Origin of the sequence: Halomonas sp. MMH1-48 (assembly GCF_022348105.1) — a bacterium.
Taxonomy (GTDB): Bacteria; Pseudomonadota; Gammaproteobacteria; order Pseudomonadales; family Halomonadaceae; genus Vreelandella; species Vreelandella piezotolerans.
The window spans coordinates 1-14,231 of the sequence record NZ_JAKRFL010000009.1 but is presented as its reverse complement, the minus strand read 5'-3'; the positions used below and the strand labels follow the sequence as shown (position 1 = coordinate 14,231).

Here is a 14,231-nt window from a genome sequence, read left to right as displayed (position 1 = left end):
AGGGCTAGCGCTTCTGCATACCACGTGGCAATGCAGTGCTTATTTATACACCGGGAAACGACCACATACGTCTGCGACTTTATTCAGCACGTCGGCTTCGATCGCGCTGGTGTCTTCGCCTTTGGCGAGCACGTCGAGAATGTCACAAATCCACCCGGCAAGCTGTGCGCACTCTTGCTCGCCAAAACCGCGAGTGGTCACGGCGGGGGTGCCGATACGCAGACCAGAGGTGACGAACGGACTTTGCGGGTCGTTCGGCACGGCGTTCTTGTTGACAGTGATATGGGCGCGGCCAAGCGCGGCGTCCGCATCTTTGCCGGTCACGCCTTGCTTGATCAATGACAGTAGGAACAGGTGGTCTTCAGTACCGCCTGAGACGATATCGTAACCACGCTCGATGAAGACCGACGCCATGGCTTGAGCGTTCTTGACCACCTGCTGCTGGTAGGTTTTGAACTCGGGCGCCATGGCTTCTTTGAAGCAGATCGCTTTGGCCGCAATCACGTGCATCAGCGGGCCGCCCTGGCCGCCCGGAAACACCGCTGACTGCAGCTTCTTCTCGATGTCCGGGTCGTTCTCTGCCGACAGAATCACGCCGCTGCGTGGGCCACGCAGGGTTTTATGCGTCGTGGAGGTCACCACGTGAGCATGGGGCAGCGGGCTGGGGTAGACGCCTGCAGCGACCAAGCCAGAGACGTGGGCCATATCGACCAGTAGGTAAGCACCCACTTCATCGGCGATTTCACGGAATTTCGCCCAGTCGACGATTTGCGAGTAGGCAGAAAAACCGGCGATGATCATTTTCGGCTTGTGTTCACGGGCCAGCTCGGCGACTTGATCGTAGTCGATCAGGCCTTGCTCGTTCAGGCCGTACTGAATGGCATTGTAGTGCTTGCCGGAGAAATTCGGCTTGGCGCCGTGGGTCAGGTGGCCGCCCGCGTCCAGACTCATACCGAGGATGGTGTCGCCCGGCGTGACCAGCGCTTGGAACACGGCGCTGTTGGCTTGCGAGCCCGAGTGCGGCTGCACGTTGACGTAGGTCGCGCCGAACAGCTGCTTGGCGTAGTCGATGGCCAGGTTCTCGGCGATATCGACGAATTCACAGCCGCCGTAGTAGCGCTTGCCGGGATAGCCTTCGGCGTATTTGTTGGTCAGCTGGCTACCTTGTGCTTCGAGTACGCGGGGGCTGGCGTAGTTTTCGGAAGCAATCAGTTCGATGTGGGCTTCTTGGCGTGCCACTTCTTTTTGCATTGCATCAAACAGCGCATCATCGAATCCGGCAATTGTCATGTCACGGCTGAACATCGGCGGGAACCTCGTTACGAAAGGATCATCATGGAGAAGCGAGGCGGCTATGATACCGCAGCCGGACGCGACTTTCATCGCATCCGCGTCAGGTCTTGCATGAGCATGTTTCATGTTGCCAGCCGCGCTAAAAACTGACCGACTGGACAACCACGCTACTTGAGTTCGAAGGTAAAGGTGAGCCGCTCGCTGCTGCCCATGGGGTCGAGTATGAATTGATTGAGCATAAAGGGATTGGGTACCGCCACGTGAACGGTCAGCGACTGGGCCTTTCCGGCCATGATATCCACCATCCCTACCATCAGTTTGGTGAGCTGTGGGCCTACGAGCGGCCCGAGCTGCTGGGCCTGCGACCAGGCTTGCGAAATCGCCTGTTCTTCGCTGATCCTCCCTTGTGCCGCCATTTCGGTGGCTATACGCGGCAGCAACCCCTCATCGCGGTAAGCCACGGTCGCGTTGCCACCGTAAAGCGTCGCTGCTTCGAACAGCGAGGGGTTTTTGCTGGCCTGCTCTAGTGTGGCTCCCTTCGGCAGGCTAATGGGCACATCCATGGAGAATTCGAGCCCGCCTGCGCCGTCCAGCTGTAGATAGCCTTCGGAGGTGAGGCGCGCACGGCCGTTCGCTTCGCCGGGTTCGGGCTCATGCCACTGGGAAGCACTCTGCCCTTCGGCACTCAAACGCCCGGTTCCGCCCGTCAGCACACGATTCAACGCCTGCAGCTCATCGCGTTCGGAAGGTGGCGCTAGGTCAATCAGCCCACCCAGATCGAATTCGGCACCGCGAAAGCCTGCTTCGCCTAGGTAGCTGTTACCTTTGACCCAAGCGTTATCCAGCAGCACGCTCCACTGCTCGCTGGTCAAGCTGAAACCGTTCAACTCGGCATGTTCGAGGCGCTCTTCGCCGGGCTGGTCGAGCCCTTCCAGCGCCTCGATCCGCATGTCGCCTAACGCCAGCGTTGCGGAGATGCCGGTGGCGAGATCATCGAACTCCCCACTCACCCCTTGCAGCGCAATCAAACCCACGGCGCTACGGCTCACTTCCTCCAGCTCGAGAGCGTCAATGGAGAGATAGCCAGCAAGCGTTTGGCTATCGAACTCGGCGGCTAGTTCATCGCCCAGGCTACCCTCCAACCGAAAGGTCATATCGGTCAAGCTGAGTGCATTGAGGGTACTGTCTTCGGTCTCGAAAGAGGCCAGTGAGGGAACGGCCGCGCTAGGGTCTCGCATGACCAGCTCGCCCACCGTTAACACGGGCGTGTCGAATCCCAGCTCCGTGAGGCGGATGCCGTCTAGCGTAATCGACTCGGGCTGCGCGTATCGACCGTCCACGCGATAGCGGTCGATCGAGAGCAGATCGCCGTTGGGGTAGGTAACGGCTACATCCTCTGCGACATAGCCATTGGCTTCTTCCACCAGTTGCCCAATCGCCATTCGAGCATCGTCGCCCGCCAACTCCGCCTGCAAATCCGCCTCGAACTGCTCTAGCGACGCATGCGCAGTCCCTATGACCAGCCAAAATGACACCCCTGCAACGCCCCATGTCATTACCTTACTACGCATACCCTGACCTCCCTGTTGAAAGGCTTCAGCATATCACCAAGTCACGATACCGCCACTGCCGTCCAGGTAGTAAAAAGGCGGCTCGTGACCGCCTTTTGTAAGAGAGACGCTACGCCTCGCCTAATAATCCCAGACTCGCCGCGGGGGCTTGTTTGCGCAGGCTGTAGGAGAGTGCGTGGCCAATCAAACCAATCAGCAGCGCGCCGCCAATGGGAAGTGCTAGCCACAGACCCAGGTGCAGGCGGGGTGTAAGATCCAGCCAATAGAGGTAGAGCGCCGCGGTAGCGAGCTCTGCCAATAGGGCTCCCAACACGCCGCTGGCAAACCCGAGCAGCGCGTATTCGGCCCCCTGCACGCGGGAAATCATACGGTTACCTGCACCAAACACCCTTAGCAGACCACTTTCATGGGCACGCACCGGGCGGCTGGCGGTAAGCGCGGCGTAAAGCACGCTGACACCCGCTAACAGGACCAGAACCAGCACGAGTTCTACCGCCCGAGTGACCTGGGTCAGCACGTCGCGCACCTGCCCTAGAATGGCATCCACATTGAGCAGAGACACCCCAGGGAAGTCGATGACCAGCTCGCGCACCAGCCCCTGCTCTTGATCCGGCAGGTGGAAGGCGGTGATAAAGCTATGGCCGAACGACTCCAACACGCCGGGCGGGAAGATCACGAAGAAGTTGGGATTGAAGCTATCCCAGTTCAAGCTGCGCAGGCTTTGAATATGCGTGGTGATGCTATCGCTCCCCACGGCAAACGTGATTTCGTCTCCTATCCCCAAACCAAGGCGTTCAGCCAAACCATCCTCTACCGAAATAGGGACGGTTTGCGACTCGCTGGAGACGGTGGCATCCACTTCGCTCATCCAGCCTTGGGGCTCCGCGACAAACCACTGCCCCGCCACCACCTGGTTCCCTTCGGGCAGCTCTGATTGCCAGGTGAGGTTCAACTCACGGCGTAGCGAGTTATCGCCTCGAGCATCAGGAGGTACGGCCTCCCTGGGTGCTTGGCCGTTAATCTGTGTAATTCGCCCACGTACCATCGGGTAGAGTGTGCTTTGGGTCTCTACTCGAGGCGCGACCGCCTGCTCGAAAGCATCGCGTTCGCTGGGCTGTATGTTAATGGCAAAGTAATTGGGCGTGTCAGCGGGCAGTTGATCTTGCCATGTCGTGAGCAGATCGCCTCGCACCAACACGATCATCGCCATGGCAAAGAACGTGACCGAAAAGGCAAGCAGTTGGCCTAGCCCCGCCTGTTTACGACGGGCTAACTGTCTTCCCCCCAAACGCAACGCCTGCGCCCATTCACTGCCGCCCGTCAAGCGCTGGAGGGCACGTAGCATGCCTTTCAATAACAGGGAACTCACGCCCCATAGCAACGACAGGAGGGCTGCCCCGCCCACCAGCAGCGCCAAGGCCAGCGAGAAGCTGCCCGAGTAGAGCCACAGCAGCCCTCCAAAGACGATGCTAGCCACGCCGACCACCAGCCACGCCGCGGGCGGGAGCGGGTCTAACTCACGTCGCAGTACTTTGAGCGCGCTCACCTGCTTGATACGCAGCAGCGTTGGCCCGGCAAAGCCGACCAATACCGCCAACGCCGTGAAAATACCCAGCCATAGCGGCATGATGCCCGGCGGCGGCAGTGTCATGGGCAGGAAACTGGTCAGTAGCCACAGCAGCACTGCTTGCCCCACCAAGCCCAACAGCGCGCCGATGAGCGAGGCCATCAACGCCAGTCCCAGCAGCTGTAGGCTAAAGATCGTCACCAGCTGATACTGGCTGGCACCGAAACAGCGCAGCAGCGCAGCGGTATCTAGGTGGCGCTCTACGTAACGGCGGGTCGACATCGCCACCGCAACACCCGCCAGCAGCACTGCCGCCAAACCGGCCAAGCCTAAGTAGCTTTCTGCCCGTTGCAGCGCATTACCCAACTGCGGACGATCGACTCGAACATCACGCACCTCGACACCGTCACGGCGAAGCTGCGTCAACAACCCTTGAACCTGATCCAATGCCTCGGGTGGACCAGCGGCCAACAGTTCGAACTCGATACGGGACCCTGGCTGTACCAGCCCGGTTGATTCGAGATCAGCGGTATTGAGCATCAAGCGCGGGTTGAAGTTACCAAAACCGGCGGACTGGTCCGCTTCGCGTTCGATAATCCCGCTAATGGTCAGCTCCGCTTGCCCCACCTGTACGCGGTCGCCTATCGCGATCTCGACCAACTCGGCCAGCCGAGGATCGGCCCAGGCTTCGCCCGGTGGCGGGCCTGACGCGATTTGCTCAACGCCGTTTCCTCGGTCCACATGTGACACACCATAGTGCGGATACACATCATCGACTGCCTTGAGGCTGGCGGGCTGAAAGCGCTCCCCTTGGCTGATCATGGAGACTAGATCCACTTGATCGCTCAGCGTGAAGCCAGCCTGCTCCAGAGTGGCGCGCAGCTCGTCTGAAAACGGGTCGCGCTGTTCGAGGACTAAGTCGCCCCCTAGCATCTGACCCGCTTGACGCTCCAAGCCACGCTCTAAGCGGTCAAGGAAGAACGCAATCATGGTGGACGCGGCCACCGCCAAGACCAGGGCCACGAACAGCGCTCGCACGTCCGCCGCGCGAAGGTCGCGCTTGAGGCTCCGCGCGGCTAATCGCCAGTTGATATCACTCATCGCCTTCCTCGCTGTTGACTGGGGCCGGTTCGAACGGCACGAGCTGGCCGTTGGCCAGCCGCAGGCAGCGGTCGCAGCGGCGCGCCAAGGCGTGGTCGTGTGTCACGAGAATCAGCGTCGTGCCCGCTTCTTTATTGAGCGTGAACAGCAGGTCGATGATCTGCGCACCGGTATCCGGGTCTAGGTTGCCGGTAGGTTCATCGGCGAACACCAGCTCGGGGTCCGTCACGAAAGCGCGCGCAATGGCTACCCGCTGCTGCTCTCCGCCGGAAAGCTGCTTAGGCTGATGAGACGTGCGCTCCCCCAACCCTACACGCTCCAACCACTGCTGGGCAGCGTGCGATTCTCCGGCTCGAGGAGAGAGCTCTAGGGGCAGCAGTACGTTTTCCAGTGCGCTGAGCGTCGGCAGCAGTTGAAAGTTCTGGAACACGAAGCCCACTCGCCCCGCCCGTAATGCCGCACGACCATCTTCATCCAAGCGACTCAAGGCATGGCCAAAAAGAGTCAATTCGCCGTCGCTGGGCGTATCCAACCCGGCCAGCAAGCCCAGCAACGTGGATTTCCCCGCGCCGCTTTTGCCCAATATTGCCACACTCTCCCCGGCCGCTACGCTCAACGATAAGTCATGTAAGATAGTCAGCGTGCGTTCCCCACTGGTCACCCGTTTGGCGAGCTTTTCAGCCTGCAGGACGGGCTGGCTAGCGGCTGCTTGGGGAACATTCTGGTCTGCAGATGGGTCGGTGTAGAGCGAGCGCAACGGCGCACCTTCGGTCACGGTATGGGATGTAGGGTCAGAGGAGTAAGACATGAAGCGTAAATTCCCTGTAGCTCTTTGGATATTAGCGATACAAAAACGCATGGTTCCAGCATGGTTGACGCAGATACTGACCTTTCAGTCGTGGCAAATGGCCATTCGTGGTGGTCTATCAAGCACCCTTCTACTGGTCGTATTCTTGGGGGCCGCCCCGCTGCAAGCCAGCACTGCCGAAGAGGGCTTGCCAACGCTCCTCGTCATGGGAGACAGCCTGAGTGCGGCTTATGGTATCGAGCAGGAGCAGGGCTGGGTGTCGCTGCTGGCAGAGCGCCTCGACGGTGACGCACAGGTGGTGAACGCCAGTATCAGCGGAGAGACCACCTCAGGCGGTGCCCAACGTTTTGCCGATATTATCGGACAGCGTCAGCCGGATATCGTTCTTTTAGAACTTGGCGGTAACGATGGTTTACGCGGTTTACCTCCCGCTCAAATGCGCGCCAATTTAGCCACTATAATCGAGCAGAGCCAGCAAGCGGGTGCGGAAGTATTACTCCTAGGGATCGATATTCCGCCGAACTACGGTCAAGCCTACCGCGATGCCTTCACCGGGGTCTATCACTCTCTGGCACAGGAGTACGAGCTCTCGCTGGTGCCCTTCTTGCTGGAAGATATCGCCCTCAATCAACAATTAATGCAAAGCGATGGCATCCATCCTACCGCTGACGCACAGCCCATTATCTTAGATAACGTTTGGCCCGCCCTTGAACCCATGCTGGAAGAGACGTATCAGGCCTCTTCTCAGTAGTATACTTGGTGCACAGCACCGACTGGCTAAGCACCGGTTTTTCATAGCTTGCACGCATGTAGTCTAAGAACTACAATATTTTTATGATCGCTATTAAACAGACCGACACTTACCGACGGTGGGAACGTAAGCTCCGTGATTCGCGCGCAAAAGCACTGATTGCTGCTCGTATTTTCAGGCTAGCCAACGGATTAGCTGGCGATGTAAAACCCGTTGGCCAAGGCATCAGTGAACTGCGTATTCATCATGGTCCAGGATATCGTGTCTATTTTAAACAACGCGGTAACGAGCTTGTCATCCTGTTATGTGGTGGCGATAAAAGCACGCAGCAAAACGATATCGATACAGCGCAGCGTCTGGCAGCACAATGGGAGGAATCATGAGCGATAAGATTTACGACTATGACCCGGCAGCAGCATTAGAGAACGATGAAGCCATCGCTCTCTTTCTCGCTGATGCGCTGGAAACCGGAGATGCCACTTATGTTGCTAAAGCGATGGGTATCGTAGCGCGTGCTAAGGGAATGACAGAACTTGCTCGCGAAACTGGCCTCTCCCGTGAACAGCTCTATCGTTCGTTCAGCGAGCAAGGCAACCCAACGCTGAAGACGATGTTAGCTGTCATGCGTGCACTGGGTATGGACTTAACGGCAAAACCACACCAAGAAGAACCCGTCATGTAAACATTGGTACTTTCTACTGAGGAGATATAGCGCTTTTATGCCTTAGCTTGTAGTCTTAAGCGATATTTGACCAACGCTAATGGCGTCCATGTCGACTTCATCATCCCCTCCATGCTGCTCCCTATCGCGCCGGCAATTTCTGGCTTCTGCTGGCGCGTTGTTATTGGGCGTTGGGCTGGGGATCAATCCCAGCTCTGCTGTGGCGTTCAACCCGCAACGGCTTCGGCAAAGTATGCAGCAGCTATATGGACAGGGGGGGCTCAACGTTTTAGAAGAGTGGTTCGCCCTGCTGGAGCGCTTGCACGGCCAGGATGTACAAGCCCAACTGCGTGACGTGAATGATTTTTTCAACCGCCGCATCCGCTGGGTGGAGGATATTCGCGTTTGGGGAGAGGAGGACTTTTGGGCCACCCCCCTGGAAGCGCTAGGTAAAGGTCAAGGCGACTGTGAAGACTACTCCATTGCTAAATACATTACCTTAAAGCAGTTGGGAGTACCGGGTGAGCGCTTGCGTATGATCTACGTTCGCGCCCGAATTGGCCGTAGTCAAATCACCCAAGCCCACATGGTGCTAGGTTACTACTCGACGCCGAACGCCGAGCCACTGGTACTGGATAACATTGCGCCTTCTATTTCTCCCGCTTCCCAACGTAACGATCTAGATCCCGTTTTTAGCTTCAACAGCGACGGGCTTTGGGCAGGTGGCGGTTCAGAATCCCGTGCCGACCCACTGGCACGACTGTCGCGCTGGCGCAGCGTGATCGGGCGGATGCAATCACAAGGATTCATTTAAGAGGACTGGCGCTATGTCGCTGATTAAACAGCTTTGGCTGGCCATTATTGCGCTCTTACTACTGTCGTTCGTAGGTAGCTTAGCGATCAGTATTACTAGCAGCCGTGACTACATCGAGCAGGAAGTGCGCATCAAGAACGCAGACAATGCCACCACCTTGGCCATGTCCATGAGCCAGCTCGACAAAGATCTAGTGATTCTGGAGCTGCTGATCTCTGCACAGTTCGATACCGGCTACTATCGTTCGATCATTCTGCGTGACGCCGAGGGCGAAGTTCTTGTCGAGCGCCGCGCCGATGGATATAGCGGCGACGTGCCTGCATGGTTTAGAAGCTTAGTGCAGTTTGATGTCCCCACCGGTACTGCAACGATTCAAGATGGCTGGCGACAGTTCGGTACACTGGAACTAGAGAGTCAGCACAGCTACGCCTACGCTTCTCTATGGCGCAGTATGCTAGAGCTTGCCGGCTGGTTTTTGCTGGCAGGTGCCATTAGCTTGGCGATTGCCACCGTCTTGGTGCGGGGCATCAAGCACCCGCTGGTACGCGTTGTGGCTCAAGCTAAAGATATCAGCGCGCGACGCTTCACGACTATCCAAGAGCCCCGCACCTTAGAGCTACGCGAAGTCGCCCAGGCGATGAACGTGCTGTCCGCTAATGTACGCCAAATGCTGAGCCAAGAGAGTCAAAAGCTCGATGAGCTGCGTCGCGATTTGCAGCATGATCGGGTGACGGGCGCACTGAACCGTGATGTGCTGATGGGCAGATTGGCCTCACTTTTGGGTAGCGACGATGCCCGTGCCACCGGCCTGATGGTCATGGTGCGTGTACAGGCGCTAGAGCACTTGAACGATCAGCTTGGCCACCAAGCCACCGACCAACTGCTCAGTACGTTGGTTAAGGCACTTGCCGCCCTGGAAACCAGCGCCGACGAGGCGCTCATCGGCCGTTTGAACGGCAGCGACTTCCTGCTCATGCTACCACTCGAAGAGCAGCCGGATGCCCTGCTGCCCCGTTTGCAGCAAGCGCTGGCCACCGTTACTGCCAGCGCCCCTCAGGCCGATGTACGCTTGGCCACCGCGATCGTAGCGTATCACTCAGACGACGAACGCGGGCCGTTACTGGCTACCTTAGACGACGCCCTGGCCGAAGCCGAAAGCGGTAGCAGCTCAACGAATATTGCCCTACGCCAACGGGAACAAGGGTCGCTATTTGGCAACCATAACGAGTGGCGAACCGCACTGACCGTGGCCATCGAACAAGGCCCACAGTTGGCGTATTTCCCCGTGATCGATGCCCAGAACCAGGTGCTTCACTATGAATGTCCCGCACGATTGGAACTTGCCAATGCTTGGCAGACCGCCGGTATCTTCATTCCTTGGGTAACGCGCTTCGCTCTCGAGCCCGCGCTGGATATGGCCGTCGTCAAAAAAGCATTGGGACAACTCGAGGCAAATCCTGATCAGCGTATCGGTGTTAACCTCTCGATTGCATCGATCAACAATGCCCAGTTCGTCAACGAGCTGCGTTTACTGTTAGAAAAGCAGCCCGCTCTCGCCAGCAAGCTGTGCTTCGAAGTACCCGCAACGTTAACGGCCCACTCCATTGGTAGCCTACGCGGATTGTGTAGTGCTCTTCGCCCACTCGGCTGTCAGTTCGGCATCGAGCACGTGGGTGCCGAATTCACCAAACTCGCTGACTTGCACGATGTGGGGCTTGCCTACCTGAAGGTCGATAGCAGCTTGATTCGTGGGATTCACGTCTCGAACGAGCAGCAGACCATCGTGCGCGGCATGGCCACGCTGTGCCACTCCCTGGGTATCCAGGTCATCGCTGAGGGGGTCATTGACTCGGAGGAGTTACAAAGCCTATTCCGCACAGGCGTGGACGGTGCAACGGGGCCCGGTGTTCGCTTGAGCTAACACGGAAGACGACTCGAAGAAATAACACGATAGGAATGACGCGGCACCTGCCGCGTCAGATAATACCGCCATCATCACCGATCAAGTTGACATCGTTCTTAGAACGAAGCGACTTACGCTCCATCACCTTGCTCTGAGCGGCAGCAGGCAAGTCGGTAAAACTGAGCACGCCCTTCTCCAGCAACACTTCCAGCATATCTTCGACGACCCGTACAAACGCCAAATCCGACGCGATCATTTGCGCCGACTGCCCCGTTTGCTGGGCCAGAAAGGCAAACACCTCCGGCGAGTCCGCCGCGATGGTGTCATTACACTCAGGCGAGGGCTCTTTGCTGAGCATCACAATCTCCCCACGGGCATTTCGTTTGATGTAGAGCATAGCGGCTTCCTCTGTAAGTAAACGCGCCGATTGGTTGCGAAACGTAAACCTTCGTTAGAGACAACAAGGCCGCCCGGAGGCGGCCTTTGAGTTGGGTGAGGGGTTATTGATCGATTTTGAGCTGGTCGTTATTCAACATATGCTGAATGACATCCTGAGCACTTCCGCCGCCGAAGTCAGAGAAGCTCTTACCTTCTAAGCGAACCACTTGGTCTGCGTTCTCTTTATTGCCGGCCAAGTTGCCGTCCGAGCTGATATACAGAACCGTGTCCGTCCCCTCCTCTTCTGCAACGATATAGGTACTCAGATCGGTGGCATTCTCTTCGTTCTGAAGCAACTCAGAGATATCCAACACATCCCCTTCACTGGCATTGAAGTCCATCACCGTATCAGTGGAAGGTTGATCGGTAGTGCCTTGATCATTGAGCTCCCACTTGAAAGTATCGGCACCGAGTCCGCCAATCAAGATATCGTCTCCTTGACCTCCAATCAGCGTGTCATTGCCACCTTTAACAGGGTCCGGATCTACCAAGCTCTCATAGTTATCCTTGATGTAGTTGTAAATATCATCCGTTGTTGGCACACGGCCCAGATCATCCTCAAGGAACGCTTTCAGAGCCTTCAATCCAGAACCATCTGGAAGCTCAGCCGAGTCGCGTCCCTCCCATGTCAAATTATCAGTGAAGATAGCATCGCCAAAGATAATATCGTCACCCTCACCACCACGGAGTATATCGTCCCCGACGTCTGCCAACTCCAGTTCGGTAGATCCTTGGTTCAACGCAACAGAGAGTTCATCTGCTGTATTGACGATTTGTGGTTGGCCAATAGCGGCTGTCACGGGTACAGGAGACACTAGGCCAATTTCATTCAAAGACATCGTTGCATTGGAGTTATTGTTACTCCGGTCATCTACAGAGTAGACAAGCCTGTAGTCACCTGCAGCCAGATCATTGATGACAATGGTAGAGCCACCCGTTCTACTCAAACCGCTATTGATGAGCGAGTTCCAAGAGCCTCCAACCAATTTTTGAAGCTGATATCCAAAGACGTCACTTGAGTTACTAAAAGTGGAGTAAGAGAAACGTAACTGGCTACCATCGGCGGCCACGTTAAACTGATCGCTCGTAACAGAGAAGGCACCCTGGTTTCTTGAATCTGAAATTTGCAGATAGCCTTGATCGATGACAAAGCGACCATTACTGCCAGCTCCTGCCCAATTAGACGCTCTGTCAAGTACGTCATTACTGCCACTAAAATCAGCCAACGTAACGGTATCGATTACACTGACAGTTCCTTGACCTAAGCTATTGGTATTGTCAAAGAAGTTCAAATAATCTTGATTGACCCCATTTCCAATGCCTACGCCATAGACCTTCGTGCTACTAGCCTGCACCAACGATCCATAAGCATCGATAGAGGCGCGCAACACGTCAGCATTTGTTGAGTTCCCTGGGCCTTGATCATTAGCCCCGTAGAAGGTGGGATCACCATCGGTTAAAAAGAAGGTTAGGTTCTCATACCCAGCCTTGGCATCACTACCGCTAAACCACTGCTCGGCGGCATTGAACGCGGCAGAATAGTTCGTACCGCCGTTAGCACTTAACGTATCAATGGCGTCAGTCAAGTTCTTAAGAAGCTCGCCACTTTGTAAATCTTTTACCGATGCTTTGATGGACGTTTGTCCGCTACCGGCAAACGGTATCAGTGCAATATTGATGACGCCGGAATGGCCCGCAAGCTCGGTAACAAGTTGTGAGAGCGCCTGCTTGGCTAGCTCCATCCGAGTTAGACCGGCGGTGCCCGAAGCATTACCCATACTCCCCGAGACGTCGACGATTAGGGCAATATTATAGTTACCGCCTGGCTCAACAGTCACTTTCGCCCCTCCGACATCACCAATGATGACGTCGTTACCAGAGCCACCTTGAATCACACCACTATTGGGCTCTTGCGGGTTAGGCGTATTATGTGCTGGCGGCGCCGCTTGGCTACCATCATCATCTAGGTTACTGCCAACAACCAACAGGCCTTTGTAGAGAGTGGCACTTTCTGGCACAGCTACTGATTCGAAATTGCCATTGACTTCAAGCACTGTTGCTGTCAGGTCGCTATTCCCGTCCGCACTTACCGATAGCGTCCCCTTACCATTGCGGTCAAGGTTAACTAAATACTGTGTACCGGCCACTTCCACGAGTGCAGTTGGGAAAGTGTATTCAAAATCATATTGGCTCACATCCGGCGGATTGGACGTCTGTATATCAAAGACGACGTCAGAAGGACCATCAATCGTAGCCGCATCTTCAGACAGCACTTCTTTATACTTGATAGCATGTATCAAGTAGTCATCATCATGACCAACAGCTGTAAATTCAGCTCGATTAAAGAGCAAGCCGCTTCCAGGCTCGAACGTATAAGCGTTATCTACCCTATCAGAGCCACCCGGCGCATGTTCTGTTTTTGTGACATTGCCTTGAGCGTCGTAATAAGTCACTAACGCATCTGTGGCACTGCCACCGCCCGACACGACAGCCCAACCAACAGAGTTCCCTTCGCTGTCAAAGAAGTCTACACGTGCCTTCTCAGCATTATTTCGCCATGCAAACTGAACGTCAAAAGACTTGACCTGGTTGTTAAATTCAACCGCAATCTTCTCACTCTGGCCATTTCCAACGTAGCCAAGCTCGCTGCTGGCTGCACCGCCCGATGAAGAGCCAACCACACCAAAGCCATCATGGACGGTTCCCGTGACCTTAGAGATCTGCCCCACCTCACCGTTACCTTTATAAGCAGTTACGGTAAAACTGCTGGTCGTATCAACGTTACCTACGTTGATTTCAGACGTTTTAGTGACAATCGCACTGATACTGACGGTCGTCGTATCAACGGTATCGTTCACTGTCACAGTAGCTTTATCGCTGATATCCAAGCTTTCGAAATTATGATCGCCTGAATCACTCACTGAGACTTCATAGCTTTCACTATCGAGGTAAACATCATCACCTTGAATAGCAAACGCAGTCGAGGTGCTTTCCGTTGCTCCAGGAGCAAACGTAATGGTCGCTCCATTACTCAACGTCACCGTGAATTCTTTACCCGCTGGATGGCTCAATGTGGCACTGATCGTAGCCGTTCCGCTGCCTTCGTTCACAGTAATGTCGTGGAGGGCAATGGTGGCAGCGTCAGTGTCATCGCTGATGGTGACAGCGGCAGTGGCGTCACTGTCCAGAGCTTCGTAGCCCCCACTGTCAAGCTAGTTGGAGTGTCAGCGGCTGTTAGACTCTGAACGATGTGGGGCGTGACGAGGTTCCGATGAAGTACTCCGACGAGCGCCGGGAAGCCATCCTCAAGAAGCTGCTCCCGCC

General features: G+C 56.0%; 11 protein-coding genes. 5 read left to right on the top strand and 6 right to left on the bottom strand.

What is annotated here, in order from left to right; translation table 11 throughout:
* Window positions 1–39: 39 nt before the first annotated feature.
* From glyA to MHM37_RS09855, 4 genes are all read right to left on the bottom strand, one after another.
* Complete coding sequence (glyA, locus tag MHM37_RS09870; protein ID WP_139526956.1) at window positions 40–1,305, bottom strand: serine hydroxymethyltransferase; 1,266 nt, start codon at window positions 1,303–1,305, stop codon at window positions 40–42.
* A 155-nt stretch (window positions 1,306–1,460) separates the two neighbouring features.
* On the bottom strand, window positions 1,461–2,864 hold the full coding sequence (locus MHM37_RS09865; protein ID WP_153842732.1) for a hypothetical protein: 1,404 nt from the start codon (window positions 2,862–2,864) through the stop codon (window positions 1,461–1,463).
* Window positions 2,865–2,973: 109 nt separating this feature from the next.
* Window positions 2,974–5,532: an FtsX-like permease family protein gene (locus MHM37_RS09860; protein ID WP_239296526.1), complete on the bottom strand. Its 2,559-nt coding sequence runs from the start codon at window positions 5,530–5,532 to the stop codon at window positions 2,974–2,976.
* Window positions 5,525–6,340, bottom strand: a complete 816-nt coding sequence (locus MHM37_RS09855; RefSeq protein ID WP_239296525.1) for an ABC transporter ATP-binding protein — start codon at window positions 6,338–6,340, stop codon at window positions 5,525–5,527. The genes MHM37_RS09860 and MHM37_RS09855 overlap by 8 nt, the downstream gene beginning before the upstream one ends.
* Between MHM37_RS09855 and MHM37_RS09850 the strand changes: the two genes are divergently transcribed.
* From MHM37_RS09850 to MHM37_RS09830, 5 genes are all read left to right on the top strand, one after another.
* Window positions 6,339–7,091 (top strand): arylesterase, encoded by a 753-nt coding sequence (locus MHM37_RS09850; protein WP_239296523.1) that lies wholly within the window; start codon window positions 6,339–6,341, stop codon window positions 7,089–7,091. The two genes, MHM37_RS09855 and MHM37_RS09850, sit on opposite strands and share 2 nt — an antisense overlap.
* 83 nt (window positions 7,092–7,174) lie before the next feature.
* Window positions 7,175–7,474, top strand: a complete 300-nt coding sequence (locus tag MHM37_RS09845; RefSeq protein WP_239296521.1) for a type II toxin-antitoxin system RelE/ParE family toxin — start codon at window positions 7,175–7,177, stop codon at window positions 7,472–7,474.
* The gene (locus tag MHM37_RS09840; protein WP_044630743.1) at window positions 7,471–7,773 is read left to right on the top strand and encodes an addiction module antidote protein; all 303 of its coding nucleotides are present in this window, start codon (window positions 7,471–7,473) and stop codon (window positions 7,771–7,773) included. Before MHM37_RS09845 ends, MHM37_RS09840 begins: the two co-directional genes overlap by 4 nt.
* Before the next feature lie 79 nt (window positions 7,774–7,852).
* Window positions 7,853–8,566, top strand: coding sequence for a transglutaminase-like cysteine peptidase (locus tag MHM37_RS09835; RefSeq protein WP_219861304.1), 714 nt, complete (start codon window positions 7,853–7,855; stop codon window positions 8,564–8,566).
* Window positions 8,567–8,579: 13 nt separating this feature from the next.
* The gene (locus MHM37_RS09830; RefSeq protein WP_239296519.1) at window positions 8,580–10,487 is read left to right on the top strand and encodes an EAL domain-containing protein; all 1,908 of its coding nucleotides are present in this window, start codon (window positions 8,580–8,582) and stop codon (window positions 10,485–10,487) included.
* A gap of 55 nt (window positions 10,488–10,542) precedes the next feature.
* On the opposite strand, the gene MHM37_RS09825 is transcribed toward MHM37_RS09830, so the two are convergent.
* A complete protein-coding gene (locus MHM37_RS09825; RefSeq protein ID WP_139526945.1) occupies window positions 10,543–10,866 on the bottom strand; it encodes a tryptophan synthase subunit beta like protein in 324 nt (107 codons plus the stop codon).
* A gap of 103 nt (window positions 10,867–10,969) precedes the next feature.
* On the bottom strand, window positions 10,970–14,038 hold the full coding sequence (locus MHM37_RS09820) for an immunoglobulin-like domain-containing protein (RefSeq protein ID WP_343218247.1): 3,069 nt from the start codon (window positions 14,036–14,038) through the stop codon (window positions 10,970–10,972).
* Window positions 14,039–14,231 lie beyond the last annotated feature (193 nt).